Below are 19,927 nucleotides of genomic sequence, written 5' to 3' on the forward strand. Positions count from 1 at the left end.
TGCCGAAGATTCCCGCCCGCCCCGAGCACCCGACGACTCGCCCACCGCACCCGCTCCCCTGGTACGTGCGCCCCGCCGCCCGTACCTGGAGCTGCGCGCCCGCGCCCGCCGGTGTCCAGGACTTCCACGCCACGCTGCCCGGCCACGCCCCGACGCCCCTGGTCGAACTCCCTTCCCTCTCCGATGAGTTGGGAGTCGCCCGCGTCTTCGTGAAGGACGAGTCGAGCCGTCTCGGGCTTCCGGCGTTCAAGGCGCTGGGCGCGTCCTGGGCGATGCACCGGGCGCTCGCCGGACGTACGGCGGAAGAGAGTGGCCAGATCCTCGCACCCACCCCGGATCCGATCACTTTTGTCACCGCGACGGACGGCAATCACGGCCGGGCGGTGGCCTGGACGGCGCGGCTCTTCGGGCAGCGCGCCGAGGTGTTCGTGCCCCACGGTGTACATCCGGCCGCCGTGGCCGCCATCGCCGCCGAGGGCGCCCGCGTGATCGAGGTCGACGGGTCGTACGACGAAGCGGTGCGACGCGCGGCCCACTCCGTACGCGACGCCGAAGAGGCGGGCGGCGGGCCGCACTCGATCCTCGTCCAGGACACGGCGTGGCCGGGATACGAGCGGATCCCGGGCTGGATCGTCGAGGGCTACTGCACGCTGTTCGCCGAGGTCGACGCCCAACTCGCCGCCGAGGGAGCCGGATCGCCAGGGCTGGTCGCCATCCCGGTGGGCGTCGGGTCGCTGGCCCAGGCCGCCGTCACGCACTACCGCGCCGGGCCGGCCGGGCGGCACGGGACGGCGCTGCTCGCCGTCGAACCCCAGGCAGCCGCGTGCGTCCTGGAAAGCCTCACCCAGGGCGGGTCGACCTCGATCACGACCGGCGCGACCACGATGGCAGGACTCAACTGCGGTACGCCGTCCGCGCTCGCGTGGCCCTTTCTGCGCGACGGACTGGACGCCGCCGTCGCGGTCACCGACGCCGAAGCCGCCCGCGCCGCACGGGACTTGGCGGATCTCGGAGTCTCCTCGGGCCCGTGCGGCGCCGCATCCCTCGCCGGGGTCCGCGCCGCCCTCACCGGTCCTGGCGCCTTCGACCGCCGCACCGCCCTTGCCCTGACGGCGACTTCGACACTCGTCCTCCTCAACACGGAGGGCACGGCGGCCAATCCACTGACGACCGCGCCGGGCACCGAGGGCTGACGCGAGGCACTCTGTCCGGAAACCGCAGTCCCCGGTGGAAATGCGATATTGCTTCCCCACGGTCCTTACATTAGGGTTTCTCGCGTGACTGCCGGGTCGGCCATGGGCCATTCACGAGTGGGGCTCCCGGCCTCGGAGTGATTCCGGGGCGGGCGCGAGGACCCCCAATTCTCTTCACCCTTCCGCGTGTCGAGTGCGCGCTCTTCAGCGTGCCTCCACGCCTCTTCCCTCACCACGGCCGTAATGCTCCGTGGAATTCTCCGCCGCTCACCAGGCGGTCACTCGGTATGCCCGTCTGTACGGCATGACGCCTATTCGGCATGCCCGAAAACAGTCTCTTCCCCTGCCCCGTCAAGAAAGCCGAGAATGCCGAACGATTTCAATCAGCAAGTGATCGACGAGTTCCGCGCCAACAACGGAAGCGTCGGCGGCCCCTTCGAGGGCGGCCGACTTCTCCTGCTCACCACCACCGGTGCCCGGTCGGGCGCCCCGCACACCACTCCCGTCGGTTACCTTCCCGACGGCGGCGAACGCGTCCTCGTGATCGCGTCGGCCGGTGGCGGCCCGAAGCACCCCGCCTGGTTCCACAACCTCGTGGCCCATCCCCGTGTCTCCGTCGAGGACGGCGTGTTCGTCTACGAGGCGGACGCCGTCGTACTGGAGGGCGATGAGCGCGACCGTGCCTTCGCGCGGGCCGCCGAGGCCGATCCGGGCTGGGCGGAGTACCAGGCCCGTACCGAACGGGTCATCCCGGTGGTCGCTCTGACCGCGATCGAGAACGGTCCACCGACCACCGCGGCGACCTCGTTCGGTGAAGTGCTGCGCACGATTCATGGCGCCTTCCGCCGTGAACTCGCCCTGATCCGCAAGGAGATCGCCGCATCGGGCCCCGGCCTGGGTGCCCAGCTCCGCGTGAACTGCCTCTCCTTCTGCCAAGGGCTGCACAACCATCATCAGGGCGAGGAGGCCGGAATGTTCCCGTTCCTCGCCGCTCGGCATCCCGAACTCGCCCCGGTCGTGGAGCGGTTGCGCGTGGAGCATCTGTCGATCGCGGGCCTCGTCGAGGAGTTGCGGAAGGTCATCGCCGACACCGGCACGGAGCCCGCGACCGTACTCGCCGAGGTGGAGCGGCTGACGGACGCACTCGAACGTCATCTGACGTACGAGGAAGAGCAGTTGATCCCGGTGATCGAAGCGGCGGCAGGTACGTGACGGCGTCCCGGTGGCCGCGCGGAATACGAAGGGCGCCGACTCGGTAGCCGCACGGCACACGAAAGGCGCCGGTCACGGAGGGGTGCTCCGTGACCGGCGCCGGGCCGGGCGGTGTACGCGACCGGTCGTGTCTAGGACTCCACGGCGGGGAGCAGCCCGGTGACCGGGGCGACCAGATCGGTCAGCTGGTGCAGCTCGTTCAGCCGGCTCACGCCCTGGTTCAGCCCGCCGAGCTGGCCGGTGACGGTCGGCATCTCGGCCCGGTGCTCCGGCGTCACGGAACTCGCGGAGAGCGAGTCGAGCCGGCTGATGACGGAGGGCACCTCCATCACCTGCTGCGAGGTGCCGGCCGCGGTCGCGGCGGGGGCGGCGAATGCCGAGGCGCCGGTGGCGAGGGCCACCGCGGCGAGAATGCGTCGTGTTGAGGTCATGCCCGGTGCAACGCCCGAGGTCACGGCTGGACACGGCCGTTCGACACCGCTCACCCGTGGGGCGCATCCGGTCATCGCGCGAACACCCCCTCGGCGCGGCCGTAAAGATGTTGTCCGCGGTGAACGGGACGGGTAGGAAAGAGCGCATGACTGATCTCGGAGCGGTGTTCCGTCCCCAGTTCCCGCCGGAACGGCTACGGAAGGTGGTCCGCTCCGCCGAGGCGGCCGGACTTGAGGAACTCTGGCTCTGGGAGGACTGCTTCCTCGAAAGTGGTATCGCGAGCGCCGCCGCGGCTCTCGCCTGGACCGACCGCCTGCGGGTCGGCGTCGGACTGCTGCCGGTGCCGTTGCGGAACGTCGCGCTCACCGCGATGGAGACCGCGACGCTGCTCCGGCTGTTCCCCGGACGGCTGACGCTCGGCGTCGGGCACGGGGTGCAGGACTGGATGGGCCAGGTCGGCGCCCGGGTCGAGTCACCGGTGACGCTGCTTCGCGAGTATCTGACCGCGCTGCGCGCACTCCTCGCGGGCGACCGGGTCACCACACAGGGCCGCTATGTGCAGCTGGACGGCGTGGCGCTCGACTGGCCGCCGGCGACGGCGCCGCCGGTGTTCGCGGGAGCGGTCGGCCCCCGGTCGCTGCGGCTCACCGGCGAAGCCGCGGACGGCACGGTCCTCGACGCGGGGGCGTCGCCGGACACGGTACGCAAGGCGCGCGCGCTGGTGGACGAGGGGCGGGCGACGGCCGGGCGCACCGGCGACCACCCGTTCGTCGTCTATCTCCTCACCGCGACCGGCCACGACGCCGCCGCGCGCCTGCGGACCGAACTGTCCGCCGGTGGCACCGAGCCCGACCCGGATCTCGGGGTCGCCGGTGACGCGCCTGCGGTGGCCGAAGCGGTCCAGCGGCTGGTGGAGGCGGGCGCCGACACCGTGGTGCTCCAGCCCACCGGCGACGAACCGGACCCCGAGGCGTTCGTACGGTTCGTGGCCGACGAGGTCCGCCCTCTGGTCCCGTAACAGCTCATTGACCCCCCTCGATCCCCCTCGATGGTCGCGGAGCGGCGCCCCTCCCCGGTGCTCCGGGAAGAGGCGCCGTTCTGTGTGCGTGCCGCCGGCGGGACCCCGGTCAGGGGCAGCTGGCGATGGTGCTGCGGGCGCGGCTCGGGTTGGCGTGCTCGACCTTGCAGGCGTCCTCGTCGAGTCCGCCGTCGACCTGGCCCCAGCCCGGTCCGACCTTCAGCACGGTGTTGCCGAGACCGCGGATCGTGTCCCGGCCGGGGCCGCCCTGGATGACGCCTCCGGTCTCGACGCCGACAGCCTTCGCCTCGATGATGTCGTCCTCGCTGCCGCCGAGCACCCGGCCGCCGAAGTCGATGAGACCGGTGGTGATGAGGTCCTTGCCGTCGTTGCCGAAGACCTGGCCGCCGCCGCGCATGTACTGGCCCGGCTGGCCGAAGACGCTGCCGACGGTGATGGTGTCGTCGCCCTGGTCACCGTAGACGGTGGCGCCGTGGTCGGCGGTGCCGATCACGGTCGGGACGATGATGGTGTCGTCGCCCGTGCCGCCCCGGATGGTGCTCTGTCCCTGACGGGGCAGCAAGTGACTTGTCTGGATACGGTCGTTGCCGTCGCCACCGAGGACCTGCGAGTCGATGACGTGACCCTTGACGCGGATGTTGTCGTCGCCGTCGCCGCCCCAGATCGTGACGTTCTCGATGTCGTTCTCGCACTCGATGATGTCGTTGCCCGGAGTGCCCCGGACCATGTCGCCGGGGGGCGCCGTCTTGCCGTTCACCACACAGTGGTGCGAGGGCAGGCCGGACCCGGCCTGGGCGGGCGCGGCCGTCAGCGAGGCCACCGCGACAACGGTGGCGAGGACGGCCAGACCACGCAGGGCGGTACGGGGCCGGGCTCGGTCGGGGCGCGGCCGGGCAAGCGGCCGAGAGGTCTGAGCGGGCATACAAGTCTCCTGGTGGGAGGCGGGCGTGACCGCCTCACCGTGCGCTCCGGCCGAGGGACACGCCCGAACATCTGACGCAGCGTCACCCACCCGGACCCCGGGCCCGCCGCCCACCTGCGGACGACGGTTCCGCCCGCCACGCCGGGGAAGCGGGCAAGCGGGTGACGCGCCCACCTGCGCGACCACGGGCCACCCGAGAGTTCCCCGACTTCGACGCCACCGTCATGGTGCTCTGTCGCTGAGCCCGCTCTGAGCCCGCCCCGACCCCGCCCCTTGTGTGTCCCGGTTCCTGACGCCCCGCGAGCTGACGCGGTCGGCCCTCCCGAGGGGCGCCGCGGGGGCCCGCTGCTTAGCGTGACTGCGTGAGCCAGCAGAGATCGCCGCAGCGTACGGATGTACCGGGTGCCGTGCGACGCGCTCCGCACGGCTGGTTCCAGGCGCTCGTCGCGGTGCTCGCCACGCTCGTCACGATGGCCGTCCTGGCCGCGCTCGGACTGTGGGCCGCGGGCGCGAGCGGGCTGCCCGACAACGCGTTCCCCAGGGTCGTCGTCGCGGTCGTCCTGATCGCCGTCGGCGGGTCCGTGGACATCTCCGGCGGCGCGGGCGCCCTGGCCACGACACAGGGCGATCTGACGGTGCTGCCCCTGTCGGTGACGCTGGCCGGCGCCCTGGTGATGGGCGCCGCCTTCCTGCGTCCGCTGCGCCATCGCGCGGTCGCGAAGACACGGGAACTCGCCGGCTGGGCCGCACGGGTCGCCGTCCTGTGGGCACTGGCCCTCATCGGGCTGTCCCTGGCGGCCCGGCAGGAGTTCGCGGTGTCGACCGGGAACGGCACGCTCAACGCCATCGGTCATCTGCTGGGCACCTCGCCCCGGGTCGCCTTCCGGGCCGATGTGCCACTCACCGTCGTGATCGGTTCGGTCTGGCTGCTCGGTCTGTTCGCGCTGGTGCTGCTGGTGTCGCGCAGCGCGCCGCTCCCGGCCCGGCTGGTCCGCTTCCAGGAGTCGGTACGGCCGGCCGCGCACGCCATGGTCGTCCTGCTGCTCACCTACGTCGCCGTAGCGCTCGTCGTCGGCCTGATCGAGGCGGCGAGCGGGAGGCACCCGGCGGAGACGTTCGCCGTTCTGCTGCTCGGGCTGCCGAACCTTGCGTGGCTCGGGTTCACCCTCGGCCTCGGTGTCTCATGGAAGGGCCGGGTCGAGGGGCCGTTCGGGCTGCCGATGCCACACGCCCTGGACACCGTGCTGCGCACCCCCACGAACTCCACCGTCAACGTCCGCACGCTCGCCGACGTCGACGGCCGGGCGTGGTGGCTGATCGTCGTCGCGGCGGTCGCGCTGCTGGCCGCCGCGTTCCTGTCGGCGGTCCGTTCACCCGCCCGGGTACCCGCCTGGCGGCACGCCGTACGGCTCGCGGTCGCGCTGGTCGTGACCGTGCTCGCGGTCTGCCTCCTCGCCCGGGTCTCCGCGCATTACGGGCTCTCGCTGCTCGGCATCGGCGAGGTCGGCGGCCCTCTGTCCGCGCAGGTCGTCCTGTGGCCCCGGTGGTGGACGGCGCTGGGGTTCGCCGCGCTGTGGGGCCTGGTCGCCGGTTTCCTCGGCGCGCTGTCGGCCCGGCGGGTGCGTCGGCACGGCGAGGTCACGCGTACGTAAGCCCCGTAATCAGACCCCGTGATCAAGGTCCCGTAATCAAACCCCGTGATCAAGCCGCGTAATCAAGCCCCGTACGAAAGTCACTTCCGCATGACCGCGGGCTCCTGCCGCCGCAGCAGTCGGGCGACCGCGTAGCCGTAGACGGCCGACAGGACGACGAGCATGCCCACATCGAGCAGCCAGACGCCCGCCGAGTGCCGCAGCAGCGGATCGGCGGTCAGGTCGCCGGGGACGAACCTCGCGAGATCGACGGTGCCGCCCATCGCGCCGAACGCCCAGCGTGCGGGCACCAGCCACGCCACCTGCTCAAGCCCCGGCACTCCGTGCAGCTTCAACAGGGCGCCGCAGAACACCACCTGGACGATCGCGATGAGCACCAGGAGGGGCATGGTGACCTCCTCCTTGCGCACCAGCGCGGAGACGAGGAGGCCGAGCATCATCGCGCTGAACGCCAACAGGGCGACCACGAGGGCGATCTCCACGAGTGGGGGCAGGAACACCCCTTTTCCGCCAGGTGCGTTGAGGTCGACGCCGAGGAGCGCGACCAGGGTGAGGACGACGGCCTGGAGCACCGTGATCGTCCCCAGCACGATGACCTTCGACATCAGGTACGCGGATCTGGAGAGCCCGACGGCGCGTTCGCGCCGGTAGATCACGCGTTCCTTCACCAGTTCCCGTACGGCGTTGGCCGCGCCGGTGAGGACGCCGCCGACGCACAGGATGAGTAGCGTGTTCAGCGCCGTCTGGTGGGTCAGCCCGGTGCCGGCGAGGGCGCGGGCCATGGCGCCCATCACGAACGGCAGCGCGACCATGATGACGAGGAAGGTCCGGTCGGCGCCGAGCGCCGCGGCATACCGCCGTACCAGGGTCCGCAGTTGGGCGCCCCAGCTCTGGGCCTTCGGCGGCGGCGGGGGGACGGTGATCGGCTCGTCGTGCGGGAGATCCGGCGGCGCGGTGGAGACCGCGGGGGCGACGATGTACCGCTCGTGGAGCGGCGAGGCCCGGTACTCGCCCGCCCAGTCCCGTGCGCGGTCCTGCTCGAACGCCTCGAACGCCTCGGGCCACTCGCTGAACCCGAAGAACGCGAGGGCGTCGCGCGGTGGGCCGTAGTAGGCGATCCTGCCGCCGGGCGCGAGGACGAGCAGCCGGTCGCACACGTCGAGGCTGAGCACACTGTGGGTGACCACGACGACCGTGCGGCCGTCGTCGGCGAGGTCGCGCAGCATATGCATCACGGAGCGGTCCATGCCGGGGTCGAGTCCGGACGTGGGCTCGTCCAGGAAGAGCAGCGAGGGTTTGGTCAGGAGTTCCAGGGCGACGCTGACGCGTTTGCGCTGGCCGCCGGAGAGGCTGTGAATGGGCTGGTCGGCGCGCTGCTCCAGACCGAGTTCGCGGATGACCTCCTCGACCCTGGCCCGGCGTTCGGCCTCGGCGGTGTCCTGCGGGAAGCGCAGCCGGGCCGCGTAGCCGAGGGCACGGCGCACGGTGAGCTGCACGTGCAGGATGTCGTCCTGCGGTACGAGTCCGATGCGGCGGCGCAGTTCCGCGTAGTCGTGGTAGAGGTCGCGGCCGTCGTAGAGGACGGTGCCGTGGTCGGCGGGGCGCAGTCCGGTGAGGGCGTTCAGCAGCGTCGACTTGCCGGCGCCGCTGGGGCCCACCACGGCGAGCAGGCACCGCTCGCCGACCGGGAACGACACCGCGTCGAGCAGGGTCTTGCGGCCCCGGTCCACCTCGACGGTCAGGTCCTGTACGTCGAGGGAGACCTCGCCCGTGTCGACGTACTCCTGCAACTGGTCGCCGACGAGGCAGAACGTCGAATGGCCGATGCCGATGATGTCGCCGTCGGAGAGCGGGGCCCGCCGGACCGGCTGGCCGTTGAGGTACGTGCCGTAGCGGCTGCCGAGGTCGACGATCTCGTAGGTGCCGTCGGCGTGGGTGCGGAGTTCGGCGTGCCGGCGGGAGACGACGAGGTCGTCGATGACGAGGTCGTTGTCGGCGGCGCGTCCGATCCGGACGGTGCGGGTGGGCAGCGGGCGGACGGACGTCGGATGCCGGAAGGTGCCGCTGGCGGCGGGGGCGACGACGACGGCGGGGAGGACGGTGAGCGGATGGGCCTGCGAGAGCGGGACGGGCGCGGGCGGTGGCGGCAGGTCACGGTCGGTGAGGAGGGCGCGGGGGCCGTCGTCCGGGTTGCCGAAGCGGATCAGGGTGCCCGGTCCCACGCCGTGCGCGAAGATGCGCAGGCCCTCCTCGTAGGTGCCGTTGGTGCTGCCCTCGTCCTCCAGGGTCCAGTGGTCGGCCTCGACGCGGAGCACCGCGTGGTGCCAGGAGACCCGGGCGTCGTCGATGACGATGTCGCTGAGCGGGTCGCGCCCGACGTGATAGTCCCGGCCCGGACTCAGCACCGTGGAGCCGGTGTCGGTCTCCAGCACGAGGTCGGGTGCGGTCGGCACGACGGGCCGCTCTGCCATGCCCGGAATTCTACCTATTAGTAGGCTTCTGTGCCGATCGAGGGATCTCGCCTCTCAGCTCTGCGGATCAGCTCGGTGCCCGGCCCTTGGGCCTGGTGCTCAGTCCTTGGCCAGATGCGTCACGATCAGCGTGATGCCGGCCAGAGTCACCACGCGAATCGCCGCGTCCAGGCCGTTCCAGTTCTCGGACTGCCACATCGCGAACCACTCGCCGCCGATCCCGATGAAGCCGAGGCCGAACAGCAGGAGCAGCATGACCAGGCCCAGGGTGCCCGCCCGGCGCGCGCGGTCGACCCCGCCCCGCCGCAGGGCGCGGCACCACAGCCAACCCGACGTCAGCAACAGGGCCGCCGCGACGGCCTCCCAGACGATGACGGCGACGTACGCGATGTCGGCGAGAGTGGGTGACTCGATCGCGCGCCACATCAGGTCGGGGTCCTTGAACGTGGTGTCCATCGCGAGGACGTGCCGTACGAACTGCTGATTGGTCCCGAAGTCCGTGATGTTGCCGAGGACGACGAGCGCGGCGTAGACGGCGACGGTCACGGTCAGCGCGGTCGCCGCGAGCGGCAGCGTGCCCCACGACAGGACCCGGTCGAGCGGGCCGCCCGCCGCCCCGGCTCGGTGCTCTCGCTCCCCGGCGTGCCCCTCTGTGTCGCCCGCGCGTCCCCCTTGCTCCCCCGCATGTCCCACTCGCTCCCCCACGCGCCCTCCTCGCTCCCCCGCACCGGGCGGGCCCGCTCCGATCGGTCAACGAGCATGCGCCGCACGGCACTTCGGACGCCACCCCCGTCGATCGTTTCCGGCCGTGCGCGGCGCCGGTGCGGCTCGGGCACCGAGGGTGAAAACCGACCACCAGTGGTGACCCCGGCCCACGCGCCGCCGGACCGCTCCCGCCTAGCGTGACGGCATGCCGATGCAACCCTGGTTCCCCGACGCGAAGTTGGGCATTTTCATCCATTACGGTATCTACGCGGTCGACGGTGTCCCCGAGTCCTGGGCGTTCTACACGGGCGAGGTCCCCCACGACCGGTACATGCGGCAGCTCGACGGGTTCACCGCGTCCCGTTACGACCCGCGCGCGTGGGCCGATCTGTTCGCGCGGGCGGGCGCCCGGTACGCGGTCCTCACCGCCCGGCACCACGACGGCGTGGCCCTGTGGGACACCGCCCACGGCGACCTGAACGTGGCCCACCGCACCCCGGCCGGCCGCGACCTGGTCGCCCCCTATGTCGACGCGCTGCGCGAACGGGGCCTCAAGGTGGGCCTCTACTACTCGCACTCGGACTGGAACCACCCGGACTACGCGAGCGTGTTGCACCCCGACCCGCCGCCCCACAACGACGTGAACGGCAACCCGCTCGTCGCCCCGCAGGACGGGGTCGAGGATCCGGTGGCGTGGGCGCGGTATCTCGCCTACCGCGACGGCCAGGTCGGCGAACTCGTGGAGCGCTTCCGGCCGGACCTGCTCTGGTTCGACGGCGAGTGGGAGCGCGACGAGGAGCAGTGGCGGATGCGGGAGTTGGCGCGGCGGATCCTGGCGGGCAACCCGGAGACCGTCCTCAACGCGCGCATGCTCAGCCACGGCGACTACGCGACCCCGGAGCAGGGCCTGCCGGTGCGGACTCCGGACGGGCCCTGGGAGCTGTGCCTGACGATCAACGACTCCTGGGGCTATCAGCCCGCCGACGACCACCACAAGTCGGTGGGCATGCTGGTGCGTTACTTCGCCGAGACGATCGGCATGGGCGGCAATCTCCTCCTCGACGTCGGCCCGCGCGAGGACGGCACAGTGCCGGAGGCGCAGGCCGAACGGCTGACGGGCCTCGGCGACTGGATCGCCCGGCACGCCGACGCGGTGTACGGCACGGCCGCCGGGCTGCCCCCGGGCCATCACTACGGCCCGAGCACGCTGTCCGCCGACGGCCGCACCCTGTTCCTGGTCTGCTTCGACGTGCCGCGCGAGCACGTCGCGGTACGGGGGCTGCGTACGCCCGTGAAGCGGGTCAGCGTGCTCGGGACGGGCGCGGAACTCGGTCATGTCGTCGTCGGCGGTCTGCACGAGGTGCCTGGCATGACCTGGATCGACGCACCGGGGCCCGGCGACATCGACCCGTACGCGACGGTCCTCGCCCTCGAACTCGACGGCGAGCTGGACCTGTACCGGGGTGTCGGGCGGACCTGACCGGAACCCGCACCGGGCCGGGTGGCGGCTCGGGGATCAGGTGCCGCCGCGCAGGGCGCGTGGGGACGCGCCGAGTTCGCGGCGGCACGCCTTGTTGAACGCCTGGAGATCGGCGATGCCGACCGAGGCGGCCACGGCCGAAATCGACAGGGTCGACTCGCGCAGCAGATGCCGGGCCCGCTCCATCCGGCGGGCGCGGATGTAGGCGACGACGGTGCCGCCGGTACGCGCCCGGAACAGCCGGGTCAGATGGTTGTGCGAGACACCCGCCACCCGCGCCAGGTCGGGCACGCTCAGCGGTCCCGCCAGATGCGTCTCGATGTGCGCCATGGCCACCGCGACAGGGGCGGGCGCGCTGGGGGATTCCCCGTACGGCGCCGCCAGTTCGGCGACCCGCCACAGCGCCGTCCACACCTCGGCGGCGGCGCGTGCCGGGTTGCGGGGCGCCGCCGCGACGGCCCGGCGGAGCAACTCCGCGAGCATCGGTGTCTCGGCGCCCGCGTCCTGCATCACCGGCACGGTCAGGGCCGTACCGGTCGCGGTCGGCGCGGCCGGCTCGAAGTGCGCGTACAGATGCTCGGACCGGCCCCGGTAGCGGAAGTGGACCTCGGCCCCGGGCGGCACCAGACTCACGCTCCCCGGCCGGATCGGGTACGGGGTGCCGTCCACGGTGAGGTCGGCCGTGTACCCGTACAGATGGAACTGCCACAGGTCCGGGAGGCGGAAGGTGTCCGTGGGCCCGGTGGTGCCGTGGACGCCCACGCCGAGGCTCGCCAGGCGCGGTGGCGCGTCCAGACACAGGGCGGCTCGGGGCCCGCTCCCCCCAGGAATCACGGTGAAAAGCTACCAGCGGTTCTGTGCGTGGCGGCGCGCGGATGCGGGCGGGGCCCGGTCGGGTGAAGCTGGGACGGAGACAACCTGCTAGGAGGTGGGCTCATGTCCATGTTGGACAAGCTCAAAGGTCTGCTCAAGGGGCATGAAGACCAGGCATCGAAGGGCGTCGACAAGGCGGGCGACGCCGTAGACGACAGGACCCAGGGCAAGCACAGCGGCCAGGTCGACACCGCGCAGGACAAGCTCAAGGACCAGTTCGGCGGTGGCGGGGACCTGCAGCAGCCGCCCCAGCCCTGACCGGGAGCCTTACCGGGAGCCTTACCGGGAGCCTGACCGGGAACAACGGCCCATCCGAGCGGGACCTCGCGAGGTCACGGCCCCGGACCGCCGCCGACGTGTTCGGCGGGGATCCGGGGCCGAGCCGCGCCTACCGAGCCGCGCGCACCTACCGCGCCCCGGCCGCCGCACCCATTCCCCGCCCACCCCTTTCGTCGTCTTGACGATAATCGGTCACGGCCGATATCGTCGCCATGACGAAAAGGGGGATTCCCATGGCCGACATCAGCAGGCGCCTCGGCTGGCGGCACCTGCGTTCCGCACCCACCGCGCACGTACGGCACCACAGGGGCGGCAAGCTCGTCCACGACGGACCGGGCCTCAGCTTCTGGTACCGGTCGCTGACCGCCGCGCTCTCCGAAGTGCCCGTGGACGACCGTGAGTTGACGATGGCCTTCCACGCCAGGACCGCCGACTTCCAGGACGTCACGGTGCAGGCCACCGTGACCTACCGCGTCGGTGACCCGGCCGTGGCCGCCGCCCGGCTCGACTTCTCCGTCGACCCGGACACCGGGATCTGGCGCGGTACGCCGCTGGACCAGATCTCCACCCTGCTCACCGAGGCCGCGCAGCAGCACGCGCTGGACACGCTCGCCCGCAGCCCGCTCGCCGATGTGCTGCTCACCGGTGTCGCCTCCGTACGGGAACGGATCGAGGAAGGTCTCGCCACCGAACCGCGCCTGCCCGCGACGGGGCTCGAAGTCGTGGCGGTCCGGGTCGTCGCGATCCGTCCCGAACCCGACGTCGAACGCGCCCTGCGGACCCCGGCCCGGGAACAGATCCAGCAGGAGGCGGACCGGGCGACGTACGAGCGGCGGGCCGTCGCGGTGGAGCGGGAGCGCGCCATCGCCGAGAACGAACTCGCCAGCAAAATCGAACTCGCCCGCCGTGAGGAGGAGTTGGTCGAGCAGCGCGGTACCAACACCCGGCGCGAGGCGGAGGAGAGCGCGGCGGCCGACGCGGTACACGCCGAGGCCGAGGCGGCCCGCACGGTGCGGCTCGCCCGCGCGGAGGCCGAGGCGGCGCGCCAGGTCGGCGGGGCCCGAGCGGACGCGCAGGCGGCCTGGCTGCGGGTGCACGCCGAGGTGGATCCGGCGACACTGCACGCCCTGGGCCTGACACGGCTCGCCGAGAACCTGCCGCGCATCGACAGCCTGACGCTCTCGCCCGATGTGCTCACCGGGCTCCTCGCGAAGCTCGGCGGCGCGGGAGGCGGGCAGCCGTGAGTCTCGCGCCGCGCGTGGTCCTGGTGCACCGGGTCACCGAGTACCAGGAACTGCTGGCCCACCACGGCACCCACGGTCAGGCCGAGTTCTTCCTCGCGTCACGCGGCCGGAGCCTGACGGACGCGGTCGACCGGCACGCCCGTACGCACCGCGCGCTCGCCGATGTGACGGCGGCCGTACCGCTGACCTGGCGTCAGGTACGCGTGGAGCGTGCCGATCTGGACCGGTTCCTGTTCGCGCCGCAGGACGTGGTCGTCGTCGTGGGGCAGGACGGTCTGGTCGCGAACACCGCCAAGTACCTCGCCGGGCAGCCGGTGATCGGCGTCGACACGGACCCGGGACGCAACCCCGGGGTCCTCGTGCGGCACCGGGCGCGGGACACGGCGGCGCTGCTGCGCGCCGCGGTCTCCGGTACGGGTGCCTTCGACGACCTCACGATGGTGGAGGCCGTCGCCGACGACACCCAGCGGCTGCTCGCGCTCAACGAGATCTATCTCGGCAGACCCGACCACCAGACGTCCCGCTACCGCTTGGGCACGGACCCGCGTACCGGCGCCGACCTCAAAGCCAAGAAGGACCTCGACGCGGACGAGGCGCAGGCGTCGTCGGGTCTGGTCGTCGGTACCGGCACGGGTGCGACGGGCTGGCTGCGGTCGCTGTGGCTGGAGCGCGGCAGCGCGCTCGACCTGCCAGGACCGACCGATCCGGCGCTCGCCTGGTTCGTCCGCGAGGCGTGGCCCTCGCCCGCCACCGGAACGTCCCGGGTGCAGGGCACGCTCACCCGTGCCGGGCGGCTGCGCCTGACGGTCGAGTCGGAGCGCCTTGTCGCCTTCGGGGACGGCATGGAGACGGACGCGCTGGAGTTCACCTGGGGGCAGACGGTACGGCTCGGCGTGGCGGACACCCGGCTGCGGCTGCTCGTCTGATGCGTCCAACTCCTCGACCGGCACGTCCTGATGGGCCGCGCGCCGAGCGTTCGGTGCCGTCCGCCGTCAGAAGTGGGTGGCGATCCCGTAGGCGTCGCGCAGCAGCGCCATGTCGTGCCGGTCCCGCTCCGCAGGCTCGTACCCCTGGTGGAAGCAGACCTGCTGCTCGGCGGAGAGGCAGGGGACCGTGACGCCCTGGACGGTGCCGGTGACGAAGCAGGACGCGGGGTAGGCGAAGGGGTGGTCCGGCTCGAAGGACGCCTGGACCGCGGAGCCGTCGGGCCCGAACTCCAGGGGATGCAGATCGAGTTCGCGGCCCCGGCCGTCCGCGAGGACGAAGCGGACGGGCCGCTGGTCGACCGTCTCGGTGAACCCGACCGTGCCGAGGGCGGCGAGGACGGCCGGTTCCTGCTCGGCACGGTGGACGAGATCCAGGTCCCGGTGCGGGCGGGTCTCCCGTCCCACGAGCGCGTCGATGCCCCAGCCGCCGCCGATCCAGACCTCGGCCCCGGCGTTCCGCAGCAGGGCCAGTACGGCGAGGACGTCGTCGCCCGTCATCGCGGTCCCGGCTGCGTCGTGACCTTGCCGCGCGGTACGACGGGGGAGGCGGGTGCCGGGCCCTCCACGGTCACCTCGTCGCCGGGACTGACCTGTGTGTAGAGCCACTTGGCGTCGCGCGTACGCAGTCCGATCCAGCCGCCCGTGGCGTCGTACTGGCCGGGCGCCTTCTCGTTGAACGTCAGCGCGACGATGTAGTTCGTGCCGCCGGCGGGGGTGCGCAACTGCACCACCCAGGGCAGCTTCAGGTCGTACACGGCGAAGCCCGACGACGCGGCGGAGAGGCGCTGCGTGGCGAATTTGGCGACGACGGTCATCCGGCCTGTGGGTGTCGGGGTCTTGGCGACTCCGGTGGAGACCGGGAGGTCACGGCCGTCGACGGTCATCGCCCGGCGCTCCAGGTCGACCGTGGCGAACGGCTCCTCGGAGTCGCTGGGCGCGGCGGCCTGGACCGGGCGCGACGTGGGCTCCTCGGCACCGAAGTCTGCGGTGAGCGCGAGGGTGAGGGCGGCGAGGCCGGCGACGGCGCCCCCGGCAAGGCTCGTCCTGCGCAGTCGCCCGCGGCGTACGGCGCGGCGGCGGATCTCGGCGCCGGGCACGACCGGTGCCGTGCGGTGGCGCTCGGCCAGATCGCGCAGCGCGAGAGTGAGGCGATCATCGGACACGGTCGTCCTCCTTCTCACCCTTCCCACCGAGGGCCTCCGCGTCCGCCAGGGACAACTGCCGGGCCAGCGCGGCGCGTCCCCGCGACAGCCGGGCCTTGACGGTGCCGATCGGCGCGCCGGTTTCGGAGGCTACCTGTTCCAGGCTCATGTCGCACAGATGGTGCAGGACCACGGCCAGGCGCTGTGGTTCCGGGAGCTTGCGCAACGCCTGGACGAGCGCGGTGCGTTCCGGCCCCGGGCCCGGTGTGGGTTCGGGGGGCGGGGTGCGGCGCACGATGTCGGCCCAGCGGAGGGCCCGGCGCCAGCGGCTCACGGCGAGCCGCATCGCGACGGTGCGCACCCATGCCTCGGGCGCCGCGTCGGCGAGCAGGTGCTGCCGCTTGTCCCAGGCCCGTACGAAGGCTTCCTGGGCGACGTCCTGGGCCTCGTTGCGGTCGCCGGTGAGGGCGAACATCTGGCCCACGAGGCGGGGGAACGCGGCGGCGTAGAACACGTCGAACTCCTCCTCGGTCATGCCCCGCCCGCCTCACAGACTTCCCGGTGTGCCGTAGGACCCGCCCGCCCCCGTCCCGCGTCCTTGTCGCGTACATCGAAGCACAGGGCGGGACTTGAGCAGTGCGCGGGCCGGGGCGCGCCAGTCTGGGAGGGGTGCGGCGCGGTCGTCAGCCGGACAGAGAACACGGGGCGGAGAACGCGGGGTGGAGAACGCCCGGGTGAAGGATGCCGGGCGGAGGTTGCCCGGGTGGGACGCGGACGCGTGTGACTACCCGGGCGAGTTGAGCGCCCAACCGTGGTCGTGGTGTCCCGGGCGGCGGGACACGGTCACCACAGGCCCGCGCCCGCGGGCACCCCGAACCGGGACGCCATGCGCTGCATCCGCAGGGCGTCCACGGACTCCGCCATCAGTTCGTACTCCGTGGTGTCGTCCTGGGCCGCGAACCGCATCAGCCGACCGCCCGTCAACTCCACCGCCACGGCGTCCTGTTGGGCCGGATCGCCGCACCACGCACGCAGTGCGGTGGGCACGTCGGGCGTGTCGGCCGCCACGGGTGCCAGCGCGCCCGCCGGGAAGGGCGCCCCTTCGGGGTCGGGATCGAGCCGTTCGGCGATCCACAGCGCCCGGTCCCGCAGCCACCACAGGGCGAGCGGCAGCGTGGGAGCGCGATACGTGCCGAGCGGTACGCCGACCCACTGGCCGCCGCACACTCCGTACGCGGTGAGCTGGCACAGGAATTCGTCGTGCACGGCCACCTCCGTGACATCAGCGTGCCGAGCGCGGGGCTCCTCAAGGGCCCTTGGCTCCTCCCCCTCTCTATTGCCCCTCCTGACTCGCTGTCACCATGCGATTCCAGCCAGTCTCCGGACACCTTCGCGACAGCACGTGTCCAAAAACGCTCGGTGCGCCGCCTGGACACGGAATACGAGGGCCTGCATTGGCATGGACCTGCCCATGATCCTCGGTTAGGCTCCCCAGCGGCAGTCCCTGAGAGCGCTCTCTCAGGGCTTTGCTGTTCCTCCCCCACATGCTGGAACAACGAAGGGCCACACCCCATGAGACGCACGAAAACCCTGCGTACCGCCCTGTCCGCACTCCTGGTCGCCGGCGCCTGGGCCGCGGCGGGACTCGTCCCGGCTGCAGCCGCGGACAACTCCTCCTCCGCCGGCTCGGCCGAAGCCCCCGCTTCGGGGGCGCTGATCTCCGCCATGCAGCGCGATTTCGGGCTGACCAGAAGTCAGGCCGAGGCGCGTATCGCGGCGGAGAAAACGGCCACCGCGGTCGAGGGCAAGGCGCGCAAGGCCGCCGGTTCGTCGTACGGCGGTTCCTGGATCGACTCCGAGACCTCCCGGCTGACCGTCGCGCTGGCCGACACGAGCAAGGCGTCCGCGGTGCGGGCGACCGGGGCGAGCGTGCGGCTCGTCGAGCACACGGCGGCGCAGCTCGACGCGACCAAGGCTCGTATCGACAAGCTCAAGGCGCCGCAGGGCGTGGCCAGTTGGCGTGTCGACCCGAAGACGAACCGGGTCGTGGTCGACGTGGTCTCGGCCAAGAAGTCTGACAACGATGTCCGGTCCTTCCTCGCCAAGGCCCGCAAGGCGGGTCCCGTCACCGTCGGCCAGAGCGCGCAGGCGCCGACCACCTTCGCGGCCGGCACGGTCGGCGGCGACCCGTACTACACGGGCAACGTCCGCTGTTCGATCGGCTTCTCGGTGTACGGCGGCTTCGTGACGGCCGGTCACTGTTCGGGCGCCGGGCCCGCGGTGTACGGCTGGGACCGCTCGTACATAGGCAACTTCCAGGGCTCGACGTTCCCGGGCAACGACTACGCCTGGGTGAACGTCGGCAGTGGCTGGTGGACCGTCCCGGTCGTTCTCGGCTGGGGTCAGGTCTCCGACCAGTTGGTGCGCGGATCGGCTGAGGCTCCCATCGGTGCCTCGATCTGCCGGTCGGGTTCCACCACGCACTGGCGCTGCGGCAATCTGCTGGCCAAGAACGAGACGGTCAACTACAGCCAGGGCGCGGTCTACGGAATGACGAAGACCAACGCGTGCGCCGAGGGCGGCGACTCGGGCGGCTCCTTCATCAGCGGCGACCAGGCACAGGGTGTCACGTCGGGCGGCTGGGGCAACTGCAGTTCGGGCGGCGAGACCTGGTTCCAGCCGGTCAACCCGATCCTGAACCGCTACGGACTGACCCTGCACACCGCGTGACACACACCGGGCGATGAGGCCCCGGGGACGGTCAGCCGTTCCCGGGGTCCTTGCCGGTGGTCACCCGCACGACGTCCGACCGCACCCCGTACCGGAAGGCGCGGACCCGGTACGTGGCGTGCTTCTCGTCGGCGAGGGTGCTGAGGCCGAAGGCGTTGATGTCGGGGTCGAGGACCGCCACCACGCGGTACGCGGCGCTGCCCTCGGGCCTGTTCTCCAGCAGATAGCCGTCCTCGTCGGACGCGTGGTCGGTCCAGGTGAAGGAAATCCCGTTGGCCTGCTCGACCTTCACCTTGAGGGCGGTCGGGGCGGAACCGGCGGTGCGCAGCGGGTGCGCGGCGACGCCTTGGGTACGGACCGTCCTGGGGCGGGCCCACACGGCGTCGTCGTTCTGATCGTCGGCGCCCGGCTCACCGGGCGGCAGGTCGACCGTCACGGGTCGTGACGCCCGGCCGGTGTAGGCGCGCAGGCGGTAGGAGAAGGTGGTCTCCGGCATGAGCCGGGGGTGCTGATAGGACGTCACCCCGGCCGGCAGATACCCGAGAACCGTGTACGGGCCCTGGGGGTCCGTCGCGTACTCCAGCGCCTGGCCCGACACGGTGGCCGGCGCCGCACTCCAGGTCAGCCGGATGTCGACGGGCGTGAGGCGCGTCGCGTGCAGGGCGGGTCCCCGTGCGGGGGAAGGTGTCGTGCAGCTCACCGGTCCTGCGGCGAGCAACAGGGCCGCGATCAGGGCGCGTCGAAGGACCCGTGGTGGAACCCTTCGAAGGACACGTACACGATTCCGGGACGTCATCGGATCACTTCCGCCAGAACTTGACGGCGCTCCAGGTGACGGTGACCGGTCCGTTGCCGCTGTTGGTGCGGTAGGCGCCGAACTTGTCGTAGTAGCTGCCGGACGCGCTCGACACCGTGTTCACCAACGAGCCGTTGATGTACGTGCGATGGGTCTTGCCGACCTGGTTCACGGTGTTGACCCGGACGGTGGCACCGACGGTGCCCGCGTTCGGCGACAGGGTGGCGCCGCCCTCCACGCTGTAGAGCCGTCCACCGCGTTCGACGGCCAGCATGAAGAACGGGCCCTGGGAGCCACTGGTGTCGCGGAACGTCTGCTTCAGGCTGATCCGGCTGCCGCCCATGCCGGAGATCCGGAAGGAGCCCTCGAACTGATGGGTGCCTCCGGTGTAGGTGGCGTAGCGGCGCTCGGCACGCTGTTCACCACTGGTGTCGCCACAACTCAGCTTGAAGGTGAGCCCGCTGACGGTGCCACAGCCCTTCTGCTGGGTGTTGAACGAGGGCGACTCGGATGTCCAGCCGCCGGGCTCGACCTCGGCGTGGGCCTGGGGTGCGGTCACTGCCAGGAGCCCGCACGCGGCGGCTAAGCCGGCCGCCGTCCGTCGCGTCTTCGACACGGTCCTGTTCATGATCCTGTTTCCCTTCACTGATGTTCACATGACTGAACGATGGACTGCTATTTGAACGACTGGCGCGTGGAGCAGTAAAGGACCGGACCAGTCCGACGTCAAGGGTCATGGGCGATCGCGCAGGGTTCAGCAAGAAGGTCTGT

General features: G+C 71.7%; 20 protein-coding genes. 9 read left to right on the plus strand and 11 right to left on the minus strand.

Annotated elements, in window-relative coordinates:
- The first annotated feature begins 8 nt into the window (after positions 1-8).
- Both ACFVT5_RS16870 and ACFVT5_RS16875 read left to right on the plus strand, forming a co-directional pair.
- Positions 9-1,193: a diaminopropionate ammonia-lyase gene (locus ACFVT5_RS16870; protein ID WP_389888171.1), complete on the plus strand. Its 1,185-nt coding sequence runs from the start codon at positions 9-11 to the stop codon at positions 1,191-1,193.
- A gap of 366 nt (positions 1,194-1,559) precedes the next feature.
- On the plus strand, positions 1,560-2,405 hold the full coding sequence (locus tag ACFVT5_RS16875) for a nitroreductase/quinone reductase family protein (RefSeq protein ID WP_389887435.1): 846 nt from the start codon (positions 1,560-1,562) through the stop codon (positions 2,403-2,405).
- A 131-nt stretch (positions 2,406-2,536) separates the two neighbouring features.
- Here the strand turns inward: ACFVT5_RS16875 and ACFVT5_RS16880 are convergent, their stop codons facing one another.
- Positions 2,537-2,836: a hypothetical protein gene (locus ACFVT5_RS16880; RefSeq protein ID WP_389887438.1), complete on the minus strand. Its 300-nt coding sequence runs from the start codon at positions 2,834-2,836 to the stop codon at positions 2,537-2,539.
- Positions 2,837-2,982: 146 nt separating this feature from the next.
- On the opposite strand from ACFVT5_RS16880, the gene ACFVT5_RS16885 reads away from it, so the two are divergent.
- Positions 2,983-3,855: an LLM class flavin-dependent oxidoreductase gene (locus tag ACFVT5_RS16885; RefSeq protein ID WP_389887441.1), complete on the plus strand. Its 873-nt coding sequence runs from the start codon at positions 2,983-2,985 to the stop codon at positions 3,853-3,855.
- Between the two features lie 109 nt (positions 3,856-3,964).
- On the opposite strand, the gene ACFVT5_RS16890 is transcribed toward ACFVT5_RS16885, so the two are convergent.
- Positions 3,965-4,798 (minus strand): hypothetical protein, encoded by an 834-nt coding sequence (locus ACFVT5_RS16890; protein ID WP_389887444.1) that lies wholly within the window; start codon positions 4,796-4,798, stop codon positions 3,965-3,967.
- 362 nt (positions 4,799-5,160) lie between these two features.
- Between ACFVT5_RS16890 and ACFVT5_RS16895 the strand changes: the two genes are divergently transcribed.
- Positions 5,161-6,450 (plus strand): streptophobe family protein, encoded by a 1,290-nt coding sequence (locus ACFVT5_RS16895; protein ID WP_389887447.1) that lies wholly within the window; start codon positions 5,161-5,163, stop codon positions 6,448-6,450.
- Positions 6,451-6,530: 80 nt separating this feature from the next.
- Here the strand turns inward: ACFVT5_RS16895 and ACFVT5_RS16900 are convergent, their stop codons facing one another.
- Positions 6,531-8,921: an FHA domain-containing protein gene (locus ACFVT5_RS16900; RefSeq protein ID WP_389887450.1), complete on the minus strand. Its 2,391-nt coding sequence runs from the start codon at positions 8,919-8,921 to the stop codon at positions 6,531-6,533.
- A 99-nt stretch (positions 8,922-9,020) separates the two neighbouring features.
- Positions 9,021-9,509: a DUF2165 domain-containing protein gene (locus ACFVT5_RS16905; RefSeq protein WP_389888174.1), complete on the minus strand. Its 489-nt coding sequence runs from the start codon at positions 9,507-9,509 to the stop codon at positions 9,021-9,023.
- Positions 9,510-9,831: 322 nt separating this feature from the next.
- Here ACFVT5_RS16905 and ACFVT5_RS16910 point away from each other — a divergent pair, with 322 nt between their 5' ends.
- Positions 9,832-11,106 carry an alpha-L-fucosidase gene (locus ACFVT5_RS16910; protein WP_389887452.1) on the plus strand — a complete coding sequence of 425 codons (1,275 nt, stop codon included), beginning with the start codon at positions 9,832-9,834 and terminating at the stop codon, positions 11,104-11,106.
- Positions 11,107-11,142: 36 nt separating this feature from the next.
- Here the strand turns inward: ACFVT5_RS16910 and ACFVT5_RS16915 are convergent, their stop codons facing one another.
- Positions 11,143-11,940 (minus strand): helix-turn-helix transcriptional regulator, encoded by a 798-nt coding sequence (locus ACFVT5_RS16915; RefSeq protein ID WP_389887455.1) that lies wholly within the window; start codon positions 11,938-11,940, stop codon positions 11,143-11,145.
- 102 nt (positions 11,941-12,042) lie between these two features.
- Here ACFVT5_RS16915 and ACFVT5_RS16920 point away from each other — a divergent pair, with 102 nt between their 5' ends.
- The 3 genes from ACFVT5_RS16920 to ACFVT5_RS16930 all read left to right on the plus strand — a co-directional run bounded on the left by ACFVT5_RS16920 (position 12,043) and on the right by ACFVT5_RS16930 (position 14,428).
- A complete protein-coding gene (locus ACFVT5_RS16920; protein ID WP_389887458.1) occupies positions 12,043-12,237 on the plus strand; it encodes an antitoxin in 195 nt (64 codons plus the stop codon).
- A gap of 254 nt (positions 12,238-12,491) precedes the next feature.
- Positions 12,492-13,502: an SPFH domain-containing protein gene (locus tag ACFVT5_RS16925; RefSeq protein ID WP_389887461.1), complete on the plus strand. Its 1,011-nt coding sequence runs from the start codon at positions 12,492-12,494 to the stop codon at positions 13,500-13,502.
- Positions 13,499-14,428, plus strand: coding sequence for a hypothetical protein (locus ACFVT5_RS16930; protein WP_389887464.1), 930 nt, complete (start codon positions 13,499-13,501; stop codon positions 14,426-14,428). Before ACFVT5_RS16925 ends, ACFVT5_RS16930 begins: the two co-directional genes overlap by 4 nt.
- 66 nt (positions 14,429-14,494) lie before the next feature.
- Here ACFVT5_RS16930 and ACFVT5_RS16935 read toward each other — a convergent pair whose 3' ends face one another.
- From ACFVT5_RS16935 to ACFVT5_RS16950, 4 genes are all read right to left on the minus strand, one after another.
- Entirely contained in the window at positions 14,495-14,986 is a 492-nt protein-coding gene (locus tag ACFVT5_RS16935; RefSeq protein WP_389887466.1) for a nucleotidyltransferase domain-containing protein, read from the minus strand.
- Positions 14,983-15,651: a L,D-transpeptidase gene (locus ACFVT5_RS16940; protein ID WP_389887469.1), complete on the minus strand. Its 669-nt coding sequence runs from the start codon at positions 15,649-15,651 to the stop codon at positions 14,983-14,985. Before ACFVT5_RS16940 ends, ACFVT5_RS16935 begins: the two co-directional genes overlap by 4 nt.
- Positions 15,641-16,165, minus strand: coding sequence for a SigE family RNA polymerase sigma factor (locus ACFVT5_RS16945; protein ID WP_389887471.1), 525 nt, complete (start codon positions 16,163-16,165; stop codon positions 15,641-15,643). Before ACFVT5_RS16945 ends, ACFVT5_RS16940 begins: the two co-directional genes overlap by 11 nt.
- A 308-nt stretch (positions 16,166-16,473) precedes the next feature.
- Positions 16,474-16,896 (minus strand): hypothetical protein, encoded by a 423-nt coding sequence (locus ACFVT5_RS16950; protein WP_389887474.1) that lies wholly within the window; start codon positions 16,894-16,896, stop codon positions 16,474-16,476.
- Positions 16,897-17,202: 306 nt separating this feature from the next.
- Between ACFVT5_RS16950 and ACFVT5_RS16955 the strand changes: the two genes are divergently transcribed.
- Complete coding sequence (locus tag ACFVT5_RS16955; RefSeq protein ID WP_389887477.1) at positions 17,203-18,360, plus strand: S1 family peptidase; 1,158 nt, start codon at positions 17,203-17,205, stop codon at positions 18,358-18,360.
- Between the two features lie 31 nt (positions 18,361-18,391).
- On the opposite strand, the gene ACFVT5_RS16960 is transcribed toward ACFVT5_RS16955, so the two are convergent.
- Complete coding sequence (locus ACFVT5_RS16960) at positions 18,392-19,060, minus strand: fibronectin type III domain-containing protein (protein WP_389887480.1); 669 nt, start codon at positions 19,058-19,060, stop codon at positions 18,392-18,394.
- Between the two features lie 100 nt (positions 19,061-19,160).
- Entirely contained in the window at positions 19,161-19,784 is a 624-nt protein-coding gene (locus ACFVT5_RS16965; protein WP_389887482.1) for a hypothetical protein, read from the minus strand.
- Between the last annotated feature and the right edge of the window lie 143 nt (positions 19,785-19,927).

This window comes from Streptomyces sp. NPDC058001 (genome assembly GCF_042886315.1).
Classification (GTDB): domain Bacteria; phylum Actinomycetota; class Actinomycetes; order Streptomycetales; family Streptomycetaceae; genus Streptomyces.

What these genes read in the sequence shown, in the direction of transcription:
- ACFVT5_RS16935 (WP_389887466.1), bottom strand. Translation starts at nt 14,986, where the DNA reads ATGACGGGCGACGACGTCCTCGCCGTACTGGCCCTGCTGCGGAACGCC.
- ACFVT5_RS16880 (WP_389887438.1), bottom strand. Translation starts at nt 2,836, where the DNA reads ATGACCTCAACACGACGCATTCTCGCCGCGGTGGCCCTCGCCACCGGC.
- ACFVT5_RS16885 (WP_389887441.1), top strand. Translation starts at nt 2,983, where the DNA reads ATGACTGATCTCGGAGCGGTGTTCCGTCCCCAGTTCCCGCCGGAACGG.
- ACFVT5_RS16925 (WP_389887461.1), top strand. Translation starts at nt 12,492, where the DNA reads ATGGCCGACATCAGCAGGCGCCTCGGCTGGCGGCACCTGCGTTCCGCA.
- ACFVT5_RS16920 (WP_389887458.1), top strand. Translation starts at nt 12,043, where the DNA reads ATGTCCATGTTGGACAAGCTCAAAGGTCTGCTCAAGGGGCATGAAGAC.
- ACFVT5_RS16965 (WP_389887482.1), bottom strand. Translation starts at nt 19,784, where the DNA reads ATGAACAGGACCGTGTCGAAGACGCGACGGACGGCGGCCGGCTTAGCC.
- ACFVT5_RS16875 (WP_389887435.1), top strand. Translation starts at nt 1,560, where the DNA reads ATGCCGAACGATTTCAATCAGCAAGTGATCGACGAGTTCCGCGCCAAC.
- ACFVT5_RS16890 (WP_389887444.1), bottom strand. Translation starts at nt 4,798, where the DNA reads ATGCCCGCTCAGACCTCTCGGCCGCTTGCCCGGCCGCGCCCCGACCGA.
- ACFVT5_RS16900 (WP_389887450.1), bottom strand. Translation starts at nt 8,921, where the DNA reads ATGGCAGAGCGGCCCGTCGTGCCGACCGCACCCGACCTCGTGCTGGAG.
- ACFVT5_RS16910 (WP_389887452.1), top strand. Translation starts at nt 9,832, where the DNA reads ATGCCGATGCAACCCTGGTTCCCCGACGCGAAGTTGGGCATTTTCATC.
- ACFVT5_RS16955 (WP_389887477.1), top strand. Translation starts at nt 17,203, where the DNA reads ATGAGACGCACGAAAACCCTGCGTACCGCCCTGTCCGCACTCCTGGTC.
- ACFVT5_RS16945 (WP_389887471.1), bottom strand. Translation starts at nt 16,165, where the DNA reads ATGACCGAGGAGGAGTTCGACGTGTTCTACGCCGCCGCGTTCCCCCGC.